Annotated in this window: 17 protein-coding genes; 9 read left to right on the top strand and 8 right to left on the bottom strand. The window is 62.5% G+C overall.

Annotation, left to right across the window (positions count from 1 at the left end; translation table 11 throughout):
* Positions 1 to 5: 5 nt before the first annotated feature.
* A complete protein-coding gene (locus FOY53_RS00580) occupies positions 6 to 770 on the bottom strand; it encodes a DeoR/GlpR family DNA-binding transcription regulator (protein WP_146584609.1) in 765 nt (254 codons plus the stop codon).
* A 306-nt stretch (positions 771 to 1,076) separates the two neighbouring features.
* Between FOY53_RS00580 and glpD the strand changes: the two genes are divergently transcribed.
* From glpD to FOY53_RS00625, 9 genes are all read left to right on the top strand, one after another.
* Positions 1,077 to 2,681 carry a glycerol-3-phosphate dehydrogenase gene (gene glpD, locus FOY53_RS00585; protein ID WP_146584611.1) on the top strand — a complete coding sequence of 535 codons (1,605 nt, stop codon included), beginning with the start codon at positions 1,077 to 1,079 and terminating at the stop codon, positions 2,679 to 2,681.
* A 23-nt stretch (positions 2,682 to 2,704) separates the two neighbouring features.
* Positions 2,705 to 3,793 carry an ABC transporter ATP-binding protein gene (locus FOY53_RS00590; protein WP_146584613.1) on the top strand — a complete coding sequence of 363 codons (1,089 nt, stop codon included), beginning with the start codon at positions 2,705 to 2,707 and terminating at the stop codon, positions 3,791 to 3,793.
* 12 nt (positions 3,794 to 3,805) lie between these two features.
* Positions 3,806 to 4,906, top strand: a complete 1,101-nt coding sequence (locus tag FOY53_RS00595; RefSeq protein ID WP_146584615.1) for an ABC transporter ATP-binding protein — start codon at positions 3,806 to 3,808, stop codon at positions 4,904 to 4,906.
* The gene (locus FOY53_RS00600; RefSeq protein WP_146584618.1) at positions 4,906 to 5,778 is read left to right on the top strand and encodes a carbohydrate ABC transporter permease; all 873 of its coding nucleotides are present in this window, start codon (positions 4,906 to 4,908) and stop codon (positions 5,776 to 5,778) included. Before FOY53_RS00595 ends, FOY53_RS00600 begins: the two co-directional genes overlap by 1 nt.
* Before the next feature lies 1 nt (position 5,779).
* Positions 5,780 to 6,652, top strand: a complete 873-nt coding sequence (locus FOY53_RS00605; RefSeq protein ID WP_186766471.1) for a carbohydrate ABC transporter permease — start codon at positions 5,780 to 5,782, stop codon at positions 6,650 to 6,652.
* Between the two features lie 60 nt (positions 6,653 to 6,712).
* The gene (locus FOY53_RS00610; protein ID WP_146584620.1) at positions 6,713 to 6,985 is read left to right on the top strand and encodes a DUF2160 domain-containing protein; all 273 of its coding nucleotides are present in this window, start codon (positions 6,713 to 6,715) and stop codon (positions 6,983 to 6,985) included.
* A gap of 72 nt (positions 6,986 to 7,057) precedes the next feature.
* Positions 7,058 to 8,779 carry an ABC transporter substrate-binding protein gene (locus FOY53_RS00615; RefSeq protein WP_146584622.1) on the top strand — a complete coding sequence of 574 codons (1,722 nt, stop codon included), beginning with the start codon at positions 7,058 to 7,060 and terminating at the stop codon, positions 8,777 to 8,779.
* A 141-nt stretch (positions 8,780 to 8,920) separates the two neighbouring features.
* Positions 8,921 to 10,408: a glycerol kinase GlpK gene (gene glpK / locus FOY53_RS00620; RefSeq protein ID WP_146584624.1), complete on the top strand. Its 1,488-nt coding sequence runs from the start codon at positions 8,921 to 8,923 to the stop codon at positions 10,406 to 10,408.
* 24 nt (positions 10,409 to 10,432) lie between these two features.
* On the top strand, positions 10,433 to 11,416 hold the full coding sequence (locus tag FOY53_RS00625; RefSeq protein WP_146584626.1) for a class 1 fructose-bisphosphatase: 984 nt from the start codon (positions 10,433 to 10,435) through the stop codon (positions 11,414 to 11,416).
* Between the two features lie 242 nt (positions 11,417 to 11,658).
* Here FOY53_RS00625 and FOY53_RS00630 read toward each other — a convergent pair whose 3' ends face one another.
* The 7 genes from FOY53_RS00630 to trhO form a co-directional block, all read right to left on the bottom strand.
* A complete protein-coding gene (locus tag FOY53_RS00630; protein ID WP_146584629.1) occupies positions 11,659 to 13,029 on the bottom strand; it encodes an aspartate aminotransferase family protein in 1,371 nt (456 codons plus the stop codon).
* Between the two features lie 87 nt (positions 13,030 to 13,116).
* A complete protein-coding gene (locus FOY53_RS00635) occupies positions 13,117 to 14,601 on the bottom strand; it encodes an NAD-dependent succinate-semialdehyde dehydrogenase (protein WP_146584631.1) in 1,485 nt (494 codons plus the stop codon).
* Between the two features lie 190 nt (positions 14,602 to 14,791).
* Complete coding sequence (locus FOY53_RS00640) at positions 14,792 to 15,268, bottom strand: Lrp/AsnC family transcriptional regulator (protein WP_146585398.1); 477 nt, start codon at positions 15,266 to 15,268, stop codon at positions 14,792 to 14,794.
* A complete protein-coding gene (locus tag FOY53_RS00645) occupies positions 15,265 to 16,236 on the bottom strand; it encodes a cyclodeaminase (protein WP_146584633.1) in 972 nt (323 codons plus the stop codon). The genes FOY53_RS00640 and FOY53_RS00645 overlap by 4 nt, the downstream gene beginning before the upstream one ends.
* Entirely contained in the window at positions 16,226 to 17,248 is a 1,023-nt protein-coding gene (gene eutB / locus FOY53_RS00650) for a hydroxyectoine utilization dehydratase EutB (RefSeq protein ID WP_146584635.1), read from the bottom strand. The genes FOY53_RS00645 and eutB overlap by 11 nt, the downstream gene beginning before the upstream one ends.
* 45 nt (positions 17,249 to 17,293) lie before the next feature.
* On the bottom strand, positions 17,294 to 18,250 hold the full coding sequence (locus tag FOY53_RS00655; protein WP_186766472.1) for an aldose epimerase family protein: 957 nt from the start codon (positions 18,248 to 18,250) through the stop codon (positions 17,294 to 17,296).
* Between the two features lie 191 nt (positions 18,251 to 18,441).
* Entirely contained in the window at positions 18,442 to 19,362 is a 921-nt protein-coding gene (gene trhO / locus FOY53_RS00660; protein ID WP_146584639.1) for an oxygen-dependent tRNA uridine(34) hydroxylase TrhO, read from the bottom strand.
* Positions 19,363 to 19,364: the final 2 nt, after the last annotated feature.

A 19,364-nucleotide genomic window follows, 5' to 3' on the forward strand; every position in this document is an offset into this window, starting at 1 on the left:
AGGCCTCAGGGCGGACACAGGGCAATCTCGGTGCCCCATTCACGACAATGATCAATCAATGCCGCAGGCGGTGGGGCATCGGTGAAAAAGGTGTCGATTTCCGACATCGACGCGATGCGGGCCGGCGCGTTGCGCTGAAACTTGGAGGTATCGGCGACCAGAAAGGCGCTGCGCGACTGTTCGAGGATGGCCTGGCTGACCCCGATCTCCTGAAAGTCGAAGTCGAGCAGGTCTCCGTCCGCATCCAGCGCGGAGCAGCCCATCACCGCCAGGTCGAGTTTGAACTGCCGGATGATCTGCGTCGTCATGTCGCCCACCAGACCTCCGTCCGAGCGGCGCAGGGATCCGCCGGCAACGACAATCTGGCACTCGGGATTGGCGACAAGAATATTGGCGACGTTCATGTTGTTGGTCACCACCAGCAGATTCTGGTGCCGCAGCAGTTCGCGTGCGACAGCCTCGGTGCTGGTTCCGATGTTCAGAAATACCGAGGAATCCGACGGGATGCGCGCCGCACAGGCCCGGGCGATCGCGACCTTGGCCGCTTCGTTCAGTGCGCGGCGGTCTTCATATTCGATGTTGGAAGTTCCGGAAGGCAGCACCGCGCCGCCATGGACACGTTCAAGCTGGCCCGCGTCTGCCAGATCAGTCAGGTCACGGCGGATGGTTTGCTGCGTGACACTGAAATAATCGGCAAGGCGTTCGACGGTCACACGGCCTTCCCGGCGTGCGATTTCCAGAATTTCCGGATGACGAAAGGTTTGTGACATTCTCCAGATCTCCGTCCCGCGTTTCCCGCCCGGTCGGTGACAGGTTTCGGGAACATCTCAGTAGAAACCATTCATCGGCTTCGATTCGGCGCACTATCGCACAAAATCGCACATTTGCGCACATCGTCGTACCAATTTTCGGCAGAATCTGGCGTGTGACTGTCGGATGCGCATCATTTTGCGGAGCAATGTCATTCAGTTACAGGAATTTTGTGAAACCGAAAGAATTCGAACTTATTTGACTTTCATTCCTGATCAAACGCTGTCATGATTTGTCGCAAGCGAACAGTGCCCGGGGGGGGGTCCATGTCCGACGCAGATGCTCAGACCGAGGCGGTTGACCTTTTCATCATCGGTGGTGGCATCAACGGCTGTGGCATCGCACGGGATGCGGCGGGACGCGGCCTGTCAGTGGCGCTTGCCGAGATGAATGACCTGGCTTCGGCCACCTCTTCCGCATCCACCAAGCTGTTTCATGGCGGCCTGCGCTATCTGGAGTACTTCGAATTTCATCTGGTGCGCGAATCCCTGATCGAGCGCGAGACATTGCTGCGCGCAATGCCGCATATCAGTTGGCCGATGCGCTTTGTCCTGCCGTATCACAAGGACATGCGGTTCGAGACTGAAACCCCGACGTCCAAGCTGCTCAACGCCGTGATGCCATGGATGAAGGGGCGTCGTCCCGCCTGGCTGATCCGGCTGGGCCTGTTCATGTACGACAATCTGGGCGGGCGCAAAATTCTGCCGGGCACGACCACTGTCGATCTGACATCGGGGGCCGAAGGCGCGCCATTGCAGGACAAGTTCGTGCAGGCATATGAATATTCGGACTGCTGGGTTCAGGATGCCCGGCTTGTGGTGCTGAACGCCCGCGATGCCGAAGCGCGGGGCGCGCAGATCATGACCCGCACCAAGGTATTGTCGGCAACGCGCGTCGACCGCCATTGGGAGATCCTGCTCGAGAGCAGCGACACAGGGGCGCAGCGCAGGGTGCAGGCCAATGTGTTGGTCAACGCCGGCGGGCCCTGGGTGGGTGACATCATCCGCACCAAGGTACACAGCAATTCGAAGGAAGGGGTGCGTCTGGTCAAGGGCAGCCACATCGTCACGAAAAAGCTCTATGATCACGACAAGTGCTATTTTTTCCAGGGTGAGGACGGGCGGATCATCTTTGCCATCCCATACGAACAGGATTTCACCCTTATCGGCACCACGGATTCCGAGCACCCGGATCCGGCGGAAAAGCCGGTCTGTTCGGTCGAAGAGCAGGCATATCTGTGCCGTTTCGCATCGAAATACTTCAAGATTCCGGTCACGAGCGATGACATTGTCTGGACCTATTCCGGGGTCCGTCCGCTGTATGACGACGGCGCCAGCAGCGCAACGGCGGCGACGCGCGATTATACGCTGAAGGTGGATGACACCGGCGGCGCGCCCGTCCTGAACATCTTTGGCGGCAAGATCACGACGTACCGCCGTCTCGCAGAGGGTGCGCTCGACCGTCTGAAACCGTATTTCGGCGATCTGCCAGAAAAATGGACCGCCGGCGTCACGCTGCCGGGGGGCGATTTTCCGGTTACGGGTGTGTCGGCTTTGATCGAAAGTCTGGAACAGCAATACCGGTTCCTGACCAGACCCTGGGCGCAGCGGCTGGTCCGCGCCTATGGCACCGAAGCCTTTGACATCCTTGGAGCGGCAAAGACGGAGAATGATCTGGGCCGGAGTTTCGGTGGGACATTGACAGAATCCGAAGTCCGCTGGCTGATGGTCAGGGAATATGCCCGCACCGCCGAGGATGTGGTCTGGCGCCGCTCCAAGCTGGGGCTGCGGATGACGGACGTTGAGATTGCGACGCTTGATCGCTTCATGAAGGACACCCGGACTGACAGAACGGCACACGCCGCGCAGTAACCGGACAAAGGGGGGAGGACGATATGACGCTTGCACTGCAAGGAGTCTCGAAGGTTGTGGGCGGGCAGACCCACGTTCACAAGACCGATCTGACACTGGAAAAGGGCACGATGAACGTGCTGCTTGGTCCGACTTCCTCGGGCAAGACGTCGATCATGCGGTTGATGGCCGGACTGGACGTTCCGAACACCGGAACCATTCACTGGAATGGCGAGGATGTCACCGGGATGCGGGTGCAGGATCGCAAGGTGGCGATGGTCTATCAGCAGTTCATCAACTACCCGTCGATGACGGTCTATGACAACATCGCCTCGCCGATGCGCCTGCTGGGCAAGACCAGAGACGAAATCGACGCTGCCGTGCTCAAGTCCGCGGATCTGATGAAGCTGACCCCGATGCTGCAACGCAAGCCTCTGGAACTGTCCGGCGGTCAGCAGCAGCGTTGTGCGCTGGCGCGCGCGCTGGTCAAGGATGCGGGGCTGGTGCTGCTGGACGAGCCGCTGGCCAACCTTGACTACAAGTTGCGCGAAGAGTTGCGCATCGAGATCCCGAAGATTTTCGAAGAAGCAGGCAGCATCTTTGTCTATGCCACCACCGAACCCGAAGAGGCGTTGCTGCTGGGCGGCAATACGGCGACTCTCTGGGAGGGGCGCGTGACGCAGTTCGGTCCGACGCCCGATGTATATCGCCATCCGATGGATGCGACCACGGCGCGGGTGTTCAGCGATCCGCCGATGAACTTTGTAGAAATCCGGAAATCCGGCCAGACCCTGAAGTTTGGCAGCAACGAAAGCGCCCCGGCCGTGGGCAAGCTGGCTGAGCTGCCGGATGGGGACTACACTGCGGGGTTCCGGCCCAATCACCTTGAAATCCGCAAACACACCGCAGGCGCCGTCGGCTTTACCGCCCGGCTGGTGGTGACGGAACTGACCGGATCGGAAACCTTCATTCACCTGCAGCATCAGGGCGAACGCTGGGTCGGGTTGATCCACGGCATTCACAAGCTGCCTCTGGGCGAGGATCTCGCGGTCTATCTCGACCCCAGTCACATCTATATCTTTGACAGAACAGGCGCACTTGTGGCCCCCGCCGCCTATGCGCAAGCCGCCTGAGGGAGAGAGTACATGGCCAAGATCACACTCGACAACCTCGCCCATTCCTACCTGCGCAATCCGAAATCCGAAGACGATTTTGCGCTGAAAGAGCTGAACCACGATTGGGTCGACGGCGAGGCCTATGCCTTGCTCGGCTCGTCGGGCTGCGGCAAATCAACGTTGCTCAACATCATCTCGGGGCTTCTGAACCCGTCACAGGGGCGCATCCTGTTTGATGGTCGCGATGTGACCCAGGCGCCGACAGCCGAACGCAACATCGCGCAGGTTTTCCAGTTTCCTGTCGTGTATGACACGATGACGGTGCGCGACAATCTGGCCTTTCCCCTGCGCAACCGCGGCGCGGACCCGGCCTATATCGCGCAACGCGTGCAGCAGATCGGCGAGATGATCGGCATGGAAGAAATGCTGAACCGCAAGGCGCGGGGCCTGACCGCCGATGCCAAGCAAAAGATCAGTCTGGGGCGCGGCATGGTGCGCGAGGATGTGAACGCGCTGCTGTTCGACGAACCGCTGACGGTGATTGACCCGCATATGAAGTGGGAGCTTCGCACGCAGCTGAAATCGCTGCACCACGAATTCGGTCATACGATGATCTACGTGACCCATGACCAGACCGAGGCGCTGACCTTCGCGGACAAGGTCGTCGTGATGTATGACGGCCGCGTCGTGCAGATCGGCACACCCGAAGAGCTGTTCGAGCGGCCTGCCCATACCTTCGTGGGCTATTTCATCGGCTCACCCGGGATGAACGTTTTGCCCGCCACGGTGCAGGGCAATACCGCGCGCGTCGACGGCCACGAGGTGCAGCTGGCGTCCAGCTATCCCGCGCCGCAGGGCAAGGTCGAGATCGGTGTGCGTCCGGAGTACTGCAAGCTGTCGGCCACCGAGGGGCTTCCGGTCGAGGTGCGCCGGATCGAGGATGTGGGCCGTCACAAGATCGTCCGCGCCAGCTTTGCCGGGCATGACATCAACATCATCGCCAATGAGGGCGACATCATCGGTGCCGACATGACCCGCGTCGTCTTTCAGGCGGATCACATCAATGTCTACGCCGACGACTGGCTGGTCAATCCGTCCGGCGTACAGGACAACCGGGGAAGGGCTGCGTAATGGAAAAGACTGTCAATCAAAAGGCATGGTTCCTGATCCTGCCGGTTCTCATTCTCGTGGCCTTCTCTGCCGTGATCCCGCTGATGACCGTGGTGAACTACGCGGTTCAGGACACCTTTGGCCAGAACCAGTTCTTCTGGGCGGGTCTCACCTGGTTTGACGAGCTGCTGCATTCCGACCGGATGTGGAACGCGCTGGGCCGTCAGATGGTGTTTTCGGCCATCATCCTCGCGATCGAGGTGCCGCTGGGCATCTTCGTGGCGCTGAACATGCCCAAAAAGGGTTTTTGGGCGTCGTTCTGCCTGGTGCTGATGTCGCTGCCATTGCTGATCCCGTGGAACGTGGTCGGCACCATCTGGCAGATCTTCGGCCGCGTCGACATCGGCCTGCTGGGGTATACGCTGGCGTCGCTGGGCATCGACTACAACTACACCCAGGGGTTTCTGGCCGCCTGGAGCACGCTGATCGTGATGGACGTCTGGCACTGGACCTCGCTGGTGGCGCTGCTGGCCTATGCCGGTCTGCAGTCGATCCCCGACGCCTATTATCAGGCCGCCAAGATCGATCAGGCCAGTCGCTGGGCGGTGTTCCGCTATATCGAACTGCCCAAGATGACGGGGGTGCTGATGATCGCGATCCTGCTGCGCTTCATGGACAGTTTCATGATCTATACCGAACCCTTCGTCGTCACCGGCGGCGGCCCCGGCAACGCCACGACCTTCCTGTCCATCGACCTTGTGAAGATGGCGCTGGGACAGTTCGACCTTGGACCCGCCGCGGCCTTCTCGCTGATGTATTTTCTCGTGATCCTGTTGATTTCATGGGTGTTCTACACCGTCATGGTCAACCTCGACAAACGGGATGGAGTGTAACATGACCGACGTGACCACAAACCCGAACGCCATCCCGGGCAACCTGACAGCCCAGGGCACCAAGCGACGCATCAAGGTCAAGGGCTCGGCCATCGTCATGGGGCTCTACCTGTTGTTCCTGCTGCTGCCGATCTACTGGTTGCTGAACATGAGCCTGAAGACCAACACCGAGATCCTCGGCACCTTCTCGCTGTTCCCGCGCAATCTGACCTTTGCCAACTACATCACCATTCTGACCGACGAGAGCTGGTACATGGGTTACGTGAACTCGTTGACCTATGTGGTGATGAACACGGTGATCTCGATCTCGGTGGCGCTGCCCGCGGCCTATGCGTTTTCGCGCTACAGCTTCATGGGTGACAAGCACCTGTTCTTCTGGCTGCTGACCAACCGCATGGCGCCGCCGGCCGTCTTTGCGCTGCCGTTCTTCCAGCTTTACTCCTCGGTCGGGCTGTTCGACACCCACATCGCCGTGGCGCTGGCGCATTGCCTGTTCAACGTGCCGCTGGCGGTCTGGATCCTCGAAGGCTTCATGCGCGGCGTGCCGAAAGAGATCGACGAGACGGCCTATATCGACGGCTATTCCTTCGGTCGGTTCTTCATCAAGATCTTCATGCCGCTTGTGGCATCGGGCATCGGTGTCGCGGCGTTCTTCTGCTTCATGTTCTCCTGGGTCGAACTGCTGCTGTCGCGCACGCTGACCTCGGTGAATGCCAAGCCGATCGCCGCCACGATGACCCGTACGGTCTCGGCCTCGGGCCTCGACTGGGGTGTGCTGGCCGCGGCCGGGGTGCTCACAATCGTGCCCGGTGCGCTCGTGATCTATTTCGTGCGCAACTACATTGCCAAGGGCTTTGCCCTGGGGAGGGTGTAAGGATGATCATGGAATTTGGCCGGACCCGGCCCGTACAGACAGCAATGAGGAGCCTCTGACATGGCATGGATGGCATGGACCTGGCCCACGGCGGCCTTTTTCGGAGTGATCGCCCTGCTGCTGATCACCTTCACGATCCTCGCAATCAAATTCCCGGAGACCCCGCGCACGGGTGTCCTGCAAATCGAAACGACACGGGGCGACCGCCTCTTCATCACTCTTCTGGGTTCGGCTTTCATCAATCTGGCCTGGCTCGGGATCGTCGGCGCGCACCAACCATACGCGCTGATTGTCTGCCTGATCTACGCCGTCGCGGTCTTCCGCTTCGTCTGAGAGAGAACGGCACATCCGGGGCGTTAGAAGATCCCGGATACGATAAAACGGTTCAATAATGGGAGGAACCAAATGAACCTCAATCTAAAATCCACCACCGCAGTGGCCGCGGCACTTGCGTGTTTTGCAAGCCCTTCGGTCGCAGACATGGCGGCGGCGACATCGTTTCTCGATTCCGAGATCGGTGACCTGTCCACCCTGACCCGCGCGGAACAGGAAGCAGAAATGCAGTTCTTCGTGGACGCGGCTGCGCCGTTTGCAGGCATGGACATCAAGGTCGTGTCGGAAACCATCGACACCCACAGCTATGAATCCAAGGTACTGGCGCCCGCGTTCACCGCGATCACCGGCATCAAGATCACCCATGACCTGATCGGGGAGGGCGACGTCGTCGAAAAGCTGCAGACGCAGATGCAGTCGGGCGAGAACATCTATGACGCCTATATCAACGACTCCGACCTGATCGGCACCCACTGGCGCTACAAGCAGGCGCGCAGCCTGACCGACTGGATGGCGAACGAGGGCGCGGATGTGACCAACCCCGGTCTCGACATCGACGACTTCATCGGCACCCAGTTCACCACGGGCCCGGACGGCGAGCTTTACCAGCTGCCCGACCAGCAGTTCGCCAACCTTTACTGGTTCCGCTACGACTGGTTCAACGACGACAAGAACAAGGCCGATTTCAAGGAAAAGTACGGCTATGACCTGGGCGTTCCGGTCAACTGGTCGGCCTACGAGGATATCGCCGAGTTCTTCACCGGCCGTGACCTCAGCCATCTGGACGTCACGGGCGAAGTCTTTGGCAACATGGACTACGGCAAGAAAGATCCCAGCCTTGGCTGGCGCTACACCGATGCGTGGATGTCGATGGCCGGCATGGGCGACAAGGGTGAACCCAACGGCCTTCCGGTCGACGAATGGGGCATCCGCGTCAACGAGAACTCGCAGCCCGTCGGCGCCTGCATGACCCGTGGCGGCGCCACCAACTCGCCCGCGGCCGTCTACGCCGTGGACAAGGCGATCAAGTGGCTCAAGGACTACTCGCCGCCCGCCGCGCAGGGCATGACCTTCTCCGAGGCCGGCCCGATCCCGGCGCAGGGCAATGTCGCGCAGCAGATGTTCTGGTACACCGCCTTTACCGCGGCGACGGTTCTGCCCGACCTGCCGGTGATGAACGAGGACGGCACGCCGAAATGGCGCATGGCCCCCTCGCCGCACGGCGCCTACTGGGAAGAAGGCATGAAGGTCGGCTATCAGGACGTGGGTTCCTGGACGCTGATGAAATCGACCCCGGTCGACCGTGCCAAGGCGGCCTGGCTCTATGCCCAGTTCGTCACCTCCAAGACCGTCGACGTGAAGAAGGCGCATGAGGGTCTGACCTTCATCCGCGAATCCACCGTTCAGCACGAAAGCTTTACCGAGCGCGCGCCGAAACTTGGCGGACTGGTGGAATTCTACCGCTCGCCGGCCCGGGTTCAGTGGTCGCCGACCGGGACGAACGTGCCTGACTATCCCAAGCTGGCGCAGCTGTGGTGGCAGAACATCGGTGACGCCATGTCCGGCGCCAAATCCTCGCAGGAAGCTCTGGACAGCCTCTGCGGTGACATGGAATCGGTGATGGAGCGTCTTGAGCGGGCCGGCATCCAGGGCGACATCGGCCCGAAGATGAACCCCGTCGAGACGGCCGAATACTGGCTCGAGCAGCCGGGCGCACCCAAGCCCAAGCTGGAGAACGAGGACGAAGAGCCCAAGACCGTCAGCTATGACGAACTGATCGCTTCGTGGAAGTGACACACCACCGCCGGAGCCCCGCTTGGGGCTCCGGCTTTTTTGTGCTTTGCTCGCCGTCGGCGGGACCTTGTGCACAGCGGGGCCGACACCGCCGGTCCCCGTTTTGTTCAGGGTGACTCACAGCAAGAGAGAGGAGCGGCCATGCGCTACATCCTGGCCATAGATCAGGGCACCACATCCAGCCGGGCGATCCTGTTTGACGCGCAGATGAAGGTGACCGCAGTTGCGCAGGAAGAGTTCGAGCAACATTATCCGGCGTCTGGCTGGGTGGAGCACGACGTGTCCGACCTGTGGTCGACTGTCGCGGGCACCTGCCGCCAGGTGATGGAGCGGGCCGATATTTCCGCCGGGGACATTGCCGGGATCGGCATAACCAACCAGCGGGAAACCACCGTGGTCTGGGACAGGGACACCGGGCAGGCGATCCACAGGGCGATCGTCTGGCAGGACCGCCGCACCGCAGATACCTGCGCCGCTCTGCGCGACGCGGGGCACGAGGAAATGTTCACTGACCGGACCGGTCTTCTGCTCGACCCGTACTTTTCCGGGACCAAGCTGAAATGGATCCTCGACACGGTCGAGGGCGCACGGGAAAAGGCCAGGCAGGGCAAGCTGCTGTTCGGCACCGTCGACAGCTACCTGATCTGGAAACTGACTGGCGGTGCCGAGCATGTGACGGACGCGACCAACGCGGCACGCACCCTGCTGTACGACATCCGCAAGGGACGCTGGTCGCAGACAATCTGCGATTTGCTCGACATTCCGATGCAGATGCTGCCCGAGGTCAAGGATTGCGCCGCCGATTTCGGCAGCACCCGTCCCGATCTGTTCGGCCGCGAGATCCCGATTCTGGGGGTTGCGGGCGATCAGCAGGCAGCGACGCTGGGTCAGGCCTGTTTCCAGCCCGGGATGCTGAAATCAACCTATGGCACCGGCTGTTTCGCGCTGCTCAACACCGGGAAAACGCCGGTGAAATCCCGCAATCGCCTGCTGACCACCATTGCCTATCAACTGGACGGCACGCCGACCTACGCCCTGGAAGGGTCGATCTTTATTGCCGGTGCGGTGGTGCAGTGGCTCCGGGACGGACTGAAGATCATCCGCGATGCCAAAGAGACGCAGCCCCTGGCCCAACAGGCGGACGCGCGTCAGAACGTTGTCCTTGTCCCGGCCTTTACCGGTCTTGGCGCCCCCTACTGGAACGCCGAATGCCGGGGAGCGATGTTTGGTCTGACACGCAATTCCGGCCCGGCTGAATTTGCCCGCGCGGCGTTGGAATCTGTCGGTTACCAGACCCGCGACCTGCTGGAAGCGATGCATGCCGACTGGACCCCGGAAGGGGGGGACCAGACCCTGCGGGTCGATGGCGGCATGTCGGCAAGTGATTATGCGATGCAATTCCTGTCCGACATCATCGGCGCGCCGGTTGATCGCCCACAGGTGCTGGAAACCACGGCGATGGGTGCGGCGTGGCTTGCCGGGCAGCGCGCCGGCGTGTACCCGGACATGGACGGATTTGCCAAGTTGTGGCGGCTTGACCGCAGCTTTGAGCCTGACATGTCCGATGGTGACCGGGCCACCAAATACGGCGCCTGGAAACGCGCGGTTTCGGCCGCAATGACTTTTTGACAAGATTGATTGGAAAGACCTGCAATGACCGCGATCACCCTGCGCCGCCACTTGACCGATGCTGGTCACGACTCGGACCTGATCTTCCTTCTGGAAGATATCGCTTCTGCCTGCCGCGCCACAGCATATGAGGTGCGCAACGGACCGCTAAAGGGCAACCTCGGCATCGCCGGCAGCAGCAATGTGCAGGGCGAAGACCAGAAGCCGCTGGATATCATCGCCAACGACATCTTTGTGTCGACCTGTGCCAATTCGCCCCGTCTGGCCGCGCTGGTCTCGGAAGAAATCGAAGAGGTCGTCTGGCTGAAAGAGCCGAAAAAGGGCGATTACATGCTGTTTTTCGACCCGCTGGACGGGTCGTCGAATCTCGACACCAACCTGTCTGTCGGCACGATCTTTTCGATCATGCAGGTCGAGGCGGACGGCGACAAGAACGTGCTGCGCAAGGGCGCCGACCAGCTGGTTGCCGGCTATGCGCTGTATGGTCCCGCCACGATGATGGTGCTGGCGGCGGGCAAGGGTGTGCAGGGATTCACCCTGCACCAGGGTACCGGCATTTTCCGTCTGACCCAGCCCAGCATGACGATACCTGACGGCACCGCCGAATTCGCGATCAATTCCGCCCGCAGCCGGTTCTGGGATCAGCCGGTCCGTGACTACGTGGATGACTGCCTGGCCGGCAAGGAAGGTCCGCGCGGCAAGGATTTCAACATGCGCTGGGTGGCCTCGATGGTGGCCGAGGTGCATCGGATCCTGATGCGCGGCGGCGTGTTCCTGTATCCGCTGGATGACAAGAATCGTGCGGCCGGCGGTCGCCTGCGCCTGCTGTACGAAGTTGCGCCGATGGCCAAGATCATCGAGGCCGCCGGCGGTCTCGGGTCCACCGGCACCGAACGCATCCTCGACCTGGTTCCGACCCAACCACACCAGCGCACGGCGACGATTCTCGGCTCGCGCGAGGAAGTCGAACTGCTCGAACAGATGCACCGCCAGCCTGCCCGGGCCTGAGCGGTCACGGCGCGCAGCGAGACGGCGATTTGCCTGCCAGTCCCGGGCATCGCCTTTGGCAGCGGCGCCATCACCCGCCCGGCGCGGGAGGTGGCGCGTTGCGACCGCCTCATTTGCAGACCATGGTGGCAAGGCTGATGACGGTTGAACCGCGTGTTACGCCAACGGAAGATTGGCCGTAAATCCGGCGGGCAACTTCGGAAAGACGGGACCCCGCGCCTTCAACGCGGGGTCCGTGATCCTCACCCCAGGACTTTTTTCACCGCGATGGCGGTCTTGCCGGCGATTTCGTCAGCCTCTGCCCGGGTCAGGCAGAAGGGGGGCGCAAAGCCCAGAATGTCGCCCTGTGGCATTGCCCGGGCGATCACGCCCTGCTCCAGAAGTGCCGCAGACAGTTGCGGGCCGATTTTCTCGGCGGCGTCATAGAAGGTGCGGCTGTCACGGTCCTTCACGAACTCGACCGCGCACAACATGCCTTCGCCACGCACGTCGCCGACCCTGGCATGGCCGCCGACCGCCTCGGCCATGACCCTGTTGAGGTAGGCGCCGGTCTCTCCGGCGTTCTGCACGAGGTTCAGCTCGTCGATCAGCTTCAGGTTGGCCACGCCCGCCGCCGCTCCGATGGGATGCGCCGAGTAGGTCCAGCCATGGCCGATGGCGCCGTTTTCGTCGGTGCCCTGCTCGAGAACCTTCCACATCCTCTCGCTCACGATCGAGCCGGACAACGGCGCATAGGCCGAGGTCAACCCCTTGGCGATGGTGATCAGGTCGGGTTTCAATCCGTAATGCTCAGAGCCGAACATTGTGCCCAGACGGCCAAAGCCGGTCACGACCTCGTCGGCAATCAACAGGATATCGTGCTTTTCCAGCACCTTTTGAACAGCCTCCCAGTAGCCGGCAGGTGGCGGGACGATGCCTCCGGTTCCCAGCACCGGCTCGCCGATGAAGGCGGCAATCGACTCCGCACCCTCGTCTTCGATCAGCGTTTCCAGTTCGGCCACACAATGGGCCACAAAGTCCGCCTCACTCATCGCCGGGTCCGGACGGCGGAAATAATAGGGCGCCTCGGTGTGGATCACCTGCGACAGCGGCAGGTCAAACTTGTTGTGGAACAGCTCGAGTCCCGTCAGCGACCCGGTCATCAGACCGGAGCCATGGTAGCCACGCCAGCGCGAGATGATCTTCTTCTTTTCGGGCCGTCCGAGGATGTTGTTGTAGTACCAGACCAGTTTGATGTTCGTCTCATTGGCATCCGACCCGGACATGCCGAAATAGACCTTGGACATATGTGCGGGCGCACGGTCCATGATCATCTTGGCGAGGGTGATCGACGCTTCGGTGCCGTGGCCGACGTATGAGTGGTAGTAGGCCAGCTCCCTGGCCTGCGCGGCAATTGCCTCGGCGATGTCCTGCCGGCCGTAGCCGACGTTGACGCAGTACAGCCCGGCAAAGGCGTCAAGCAGGCGGTTGCCATCGCGATCTTCGATATGGCAGTTGGTGCCACCGGTCACGATCCGCTGCGCCACATTTCCGCGGGCGAATTCCGCCAGATGGGTCGAAGGGTGGAAAAAGCTCTCCCGGTCCCACTGCTCCAGCATATCGTTTTTCAGCATGGTTCTTCCTCTAGGTAAAATATTGTGCGGGACGCCGGGTCCAGAATTTTCGGACGAAAATTCTTTTCCCGCTGCCCCGGATTCCCGTCATGCCCAGTCGCGGCACACGTATTTGATTTCGGTAAACGCCTCGAGCCCCTGGCGTGCGCCTTCGCGCCCCAGCCCGGACTGCTTCATTCCGCCAAAGGGGATCGGCGCGCCGGTGACCTTGGTCCGGTTCACCGCGACCATGCCGAACTGCAGCGCCCGGGCCAGCCGGTAGATCCGGCGCGGGTCCACCGTGTGCACATAGGCGACCAGCCCGTATTCCGTGTCGTTTGCCCGCGCAATGACCTCTTCCTCGGTGTCAAACGGCACAATGGCCGCCACCGGTCCAAAGGTTTCCTCGCGCAATATCGCCGCGTCAGACGGCACTTCCGCAAGCACGGTCGGTTCATAGAACAGCGGCCCCAGCGCATTGCGCATGCCACCACAGACCAGCCGCGCACCCTTGGCCAGGGCGTCGGCCACGTGCTCTTCCTGCTTTGCGACCGCCTTTTCGTTCATCAGCGGCCCGAGGTCGGGATCCTCAAGGCCATGTCCCAGAGTCAGGCGCTGCGCGGACTCGGTGAATTTCTCGACAAACGCTTCGTATACCGGCCGTTCGACAAAGATCCTGTTCGCGCCCAGACAATCCTGACCGGAGGTTGCAAATTTTGCCTTGATGCTTTCGGAAACGGCCTGTTCGAGGTCACAATCCTTGAACACCAGCACGGGTGCATGCCCCCCGAGTTCCATGATCAGCGTCTTTACCGTGTCGGCGCATTGCCGGTACAGCAGGCGCCCGACTTCTGTTGAGCCGGTAAAGGACAGCACCCGCACCCGGGAATCCTTGGTCCAGGGCTCGACGATCACCGGCGCCGATCCGGTAATCACGTTGAACACGCCCGGCGGAAAGCCTGCACGGTCTGCCAGCTCTGCCAGCGCCAGCGCCGAAAACGGCGTCTCGGCGCTGGGATGAGAGACAACGGTGCAGCCTGCGGCCAGCGCGGCGGCGGCTTTTCGCGTCAGCATCGCCGCCGGAAAGTTCCACGGCGTGATCAGCGCGGCCACACCCACGGGTTCGCGCCACAGTTCGACCTCGGCGTCCGGCAGATGGGAGGTCACGCCTTCGATGTTGGGACGCCGGGTTTCTTCGGCGTAGAATTCGACAAAGTCGGCGGCGTAGCTGATCTCGCCGCGGGCCTCGGAAATCGGTTTGCCCTGTTCCAGCACCATCAGTGTCGCCAGATCCTCGCGGTGCTCGATCATTAGATCGTACCAGCGGCGCAGCAGGCGGGCGCGCTCCTGGGGCAGGGTGGCCGACCATGTTGCAAAAGCCGCCTGAGCCACATCCACGGCGGCCGCGGCTTCTGCGCCGGACAGGCTCGCCACTTCGCCCAGCCACTGGCCGTCCGCAGGGTTGGTCACGGCAAAGGCGGCACCATCCGCCGCCCGGACCCATTTGCCGCCGATGTAGGAGAAACTGCGCAGCAGCCGCGGATCAGAGACCTGCGACAGCGGCGATTTTGGCAAAGTCTGATGGACGGTCACGGGCTCAACTCCTTGGACTGGACTGGAGTCAGGCTAACTTTGTGCCGCCAGTGAGTGAGACCAAAATCGCTGTGGCTGGCAGAGGAATCCTCTGCCATGTCGCGGGAAACCAGCCCAAACCGGCGCCCGGCAGAACAGAATGTCCATTTGCGCCGCTGGCCGGGCGTCGGTCAGGACGGGCGCCGCGCCATCAATTGTCGCCAAGCAACCCGAGAGGCGGGCCGAAGGAGGACTTCACCGGCTTTGTCACGATATAGGTGTAGTAGCGAGCCAGGCCAATCCGCGCTTCCAGCAACGCGTCGATCAGCCGTTGGTACGCATCAATATCCCGTGTCACGACCTGCAGCAGGTAGTCGAACCCACCCCCCAGCGCCCAGCACCATGTGACCTCTTCGTGCAGCATCACCGCCCGCTCGAAAGCCTGGAAATGTTCCGCCTTGTGGCCCTCGAGTTCGGCGGCGACGAACACCACCACATGCGGACCAAAGGCCTTCAGCGACAGTCGAGCCCCGTAGCCTTCGATGATGCCGGCGGTTTCCAGCTTTTTCAACCGTTCCCAGCAGGGCGTTGGCGACAGCCCGACCCGGTCGGCCAGCTCTGCCTTGGTGATCCGACCCTGTCGGCTCAGCACCCGAAGAATTTCCATGTCGCGGGCGTCAAGCTTCAGCATGGCGTGTCGGTCAGGCTCAGAACATGGCTGGCAATGGCGGTGTCCTGCGCCCCGGTCCCGGTCAGGTCGGCGATGGTGATCGCGTCCTGCGACGGTCGCCCGTGGTGGACAGCGGTGATGATCTCGCCCAGTTCGGGCGGCGTGCCCCGGGTCCAGATGCCGGCGTCCAGCGCGGCGCGCAGTTCGCCCAGACGTTCGACCTGCGACACCCGGTCCGCAACATAGAGATCCGCGCGCAGCAGCGCCCCGGGTGCCAGTTCCATCTTGCCCGGCGCGTCGGATCCCATTGCCGTCACGTGCAACCCGGGGTGCAGCCATTCCGCCTGCAGCACCGGAACCCGCGCCGGGGTGGTGGTGACCACCAGCTGAGAGCGTCGCACCAGTTCTGCCGGATCGGTGATCGGTTCCGCCTCGATCCCCAGCGCCGCGGCCAGGTCCGAAGCGCAGACAGCGGCCTTTTGCGGGTCGCGGCCCCAGACCAGCACCCGTTCGAATGGCCGGACCAGATGTGCCGCCCGCATCTGCAACCGCGCCTGCAGGCCCGTGCCGATGACACCGGCGGTTGTGACCTCGGTCGGCGCCAGATGCCGGGCGGCCACCGCGCCGGCCGCGGCGGTGCGCATGTCCGTCAAAAAGCCGTTGTCCAGCAGCACCGCTTGAACCTGTCCGGTGGTGGCAGAGAAAACTGTCATCAACCCACCCAGGCTGGGCAGGCCACGGGCGGCATTGTCAAAGAACCCGGTGCTGACCTTTAACGCAAAGCTGTCGAGCCCGGGGATATAGGCCGTCTTGACATCGACCTCGCCATGGACGGCGGCGAGGTCCATCGACAGGATCGGCGGCATGATCACTCTGCCGCCCGCAAGCGCGACAAAGGCTGCTTCGACCACATCGACCAGCGCCAGATCCAGCGGCACCATCGCGCGCAGGTGATCTTCTGTCAGAATGCGAATCTCAGACGGCATAGGGCATTCCCCTGACCGTCGTTTCACCAAGCACCACGTCCTGACCTGAGACGATGCGGGTAAAGACCTCCATGTCCGGATTGCGCCCGGTGATCACCGTTGCCGTCGGGCCGTCCAGGGTCAGTTTGCCCGCTTGAAGAGCGGCGATGCCAACAACGCTGCCGCCTTCGGCTACGATGCGGTCCTCATAATACAGGGTTTGCATGGCGCGGTAGATCTCCTGTTCGCTTACCAGCACCACGTCGTCCAGCAGGGCGCGACACATCGGAAACGACAGCCGGTTGGTGACGCCGATGCCGCCGCCAAGCGAATCCGCAAGGCTGGCATACTCCGGCACCGCTGTCGGGTGTCCGGCCTTCAGGCTCTCGTACATTGCGGCGCCACGGTCCATGCTGATGCCGACCACCCTGACCGAAGGCTTCAGCGCCTTGGCCGCCAGCGCCACACCCGCCGCGAGCCCACCACCGGACAGCGGCACCAGCAGGGTTTCGATTTCCGGCTGTTGCTGCAGAATTTCCAGCCCGATCGTGCCCTGACCGGCGATCACGAAGGGATCGTCGAAGGGCGGGATGTCGACCAGCCCTTCCTGGCGCACCAGCCGGGCGCTCTCGGCCTGGGCTTCGTCCTGCGAATGCCCGGTGATGCGCACCTCGGCCCCCAGCGCCCGGATGCCGTCGACCTTGGCCTGCGGCACCAGTTCAGACATGCAGACTACCGCCCGCAGGCCCTTTTTCGCCGCTGCATAGGCGACGCCCCGGCCATGATTTCCGGTGGAACAGCAGGTCACGCCGGTGGTGCCCTCGGGCAGGTTTGCCATCGCGTTGAGCGCGCCGCGCAGCTTGAACGCGCCGATGGGTTGCATGTTTTCCAGCTTGAGCCAGAACGGCTGGCCGAATTGCCGTTCCATGTAGGGCGACGGCACCAGCGGCGTGGCGTCGGACAGACCGCGCAGCACGTCGGCGGCGGTCTGGATATCGTCCAGCGTCAGGGGCAGGGCGCTACGGTCGGTCATGGCCGGACTATAGGCGGTGCAGCGGGAGCGCGAAAGACGGGGATCTCAAGGGGTGATCTCGATTTCGAGCTGCTGACGGTAGGGGTTTGCCGGGCTGCACAGGATCGAGCCGAACTGCGGATGCTTCAGCGCCCCGGGCAGGTTCTGCGCCTCAAGGCAGATGCCGGCAAACGGCGCATGCGCGGCACTGTCATTTGGTTCGGTGTGCGCGCCGAGAGTATTGGATGTGTAAAGCTGGATGCCGCGCTGATCCGTCCACAGACGCAGGCGCATGCCATTGGGCGCCGTCACTTCGGCCTGTGGCCCGGGACCGGCGTCCAGCACCAGATTGCCGTCCCAGCCCTTGCGGTCGGGGTCCGCTGCGGCAAGCACTTTCGCGGAGCGGAAATCGTAGTCCGTACCGGCGACATCGGCAATTTCACCTGTCGGCATCAGGTCGGGGCCGTTCGGTGTGTAACGCGACGCCGCAATCCGCAGGCTGTGGTCGCGCACGTCTCCGAACCCGTTGAGGTTGAAATAGAGATGCTGGGCCAGATTGACCGGTGTTTCGCGGTCGGGCACCACGGTCATGTCATACCTCAGGCGGTGGCCGTCGAGTGTCATGCGCACTTCGGCATCAACCGCGCCGGGATATCCCTGATCCAGATGCGGCGCATGCAGGCGCAGGGTCACGGCGCGGTCACCATCGGGCGTGAGGCTCCAGTTGGACAGGCCGAACCCGCCCGAGCCGCCGTGAATGTGATGCGGCGGTGCGTTGACATCCAGTGACCAGACCTCGCCGTCCAGCTCAAAGCGGGCATCGCGAATGCGATTCACCACTCTGCCGCAAAGGGCACCCATGGCGACAGGGTTGCTGCGATAGGCTTCGGGATCTGCGTAGCCCAGGACAACCGGCACCGCTCCGACGCGCCAATGCTGCACGACGCAGCCCAGCGACAGGACTGTGATCTCTACGTCACCGTCGCGCAGGGTGTGGCTCTGGATGGGATCGCTGGATTTCACGGCAGCACTCCTGCAAAATGGGGTCGATCCCACATTGACCGTTGCGGCGGCGGTGTCAAACGGGCCGCGCCCGGCGATGCGCTGCTGGTGCTGACCTCGGGTGGTGAAAAAGCGGGCGCTGCCCCCATCCTGCGGATTTCCCCGGGATATCTGAACCCGGAGATGTTCGAGAGCCCGCGTCGGGGCGCGGGTCAGGAATCGTCCGAAACGTCCTGCTGCAGGTGACGCTGCCCGCGGCTGCGGGCCAGGGCGATCTGCTTCTGGCGTTCGCGGAAACGGGCCTTGTCGTCGGCTGTCGTCTCCGCGGCGCAGAGATGGCAGGCGACCCCTTCCTCGAACTCCGGGCGATGGTAGTCCGCTGGCAGGATGGGGCGGCGGCAGGCGTGGCAGAGCTCGTGCGGGCCTTCGCTCAGCCCGTGCCCGACCGAGACGCGACCGTCAAAGACAAAGCAGTCCCCGTGCCAGCGGCTGTCCTGCTCTGGCACCTCTTCGAGGTATTTCAGGATGCCGCCCTTCAGGTGATACACTTCTGCGACCCCCTGACCCAGCAGGTAATTCGTCGATTTCTCGCACCGGATGCCGCCGGTGCAGAACATCGCAATCCGTTTGTTGTGAAAGCGGTGGCTGTTCGCTTTCCACCAGTCCGGGAATTCGCGGAAACTGGCTGTCTGCGGGTCGATGGCACCGTCAAAGCTGCCGATGGCGACTTCGTAATCGTTGCGGGTGTCGATCACGGCGACATCCGGTGCCGCAATCAGGGCGTTCCAGTCGGCGGGCGCAACATAGTGGCCGGTTCCCGCAAGGGGGTCGACATCCGGCTGACCCATGGTCACGATTTCCTTTTTCAGCCGCACCTTCATCCGTGCAAAGGGACGCTGCTGCGCGGTTGAGACTTTCCATTCGAGCCCGTTGCAGCCGGGCAGGGCGCGGATCTGTTCGAGAACGGCCGCAACGCCCGAGTCCGGCCCGGCGATGGTGCCGTTGATTCCCTCGGGCGCCAGCAGCAGCGTACCGGTGACACGGTGCGACAGGCAGGCAGCGCGCAAAGGCGCCTGAAATGCGGCGGGGTTCTGGAACCGGGTGAAATGATACAGGGCGGCGACGGTGAACATGG

The organism is Puniceibacterium confluentis (genome assembly GCF_007923445.1).
Lineage (GTDB): Bacteria > Pseudomonadota > Alphaproteobacteria > Rhodobacterales > Rhodobacteraceae > Puniceibacterium > Puniceibacterium confluentis.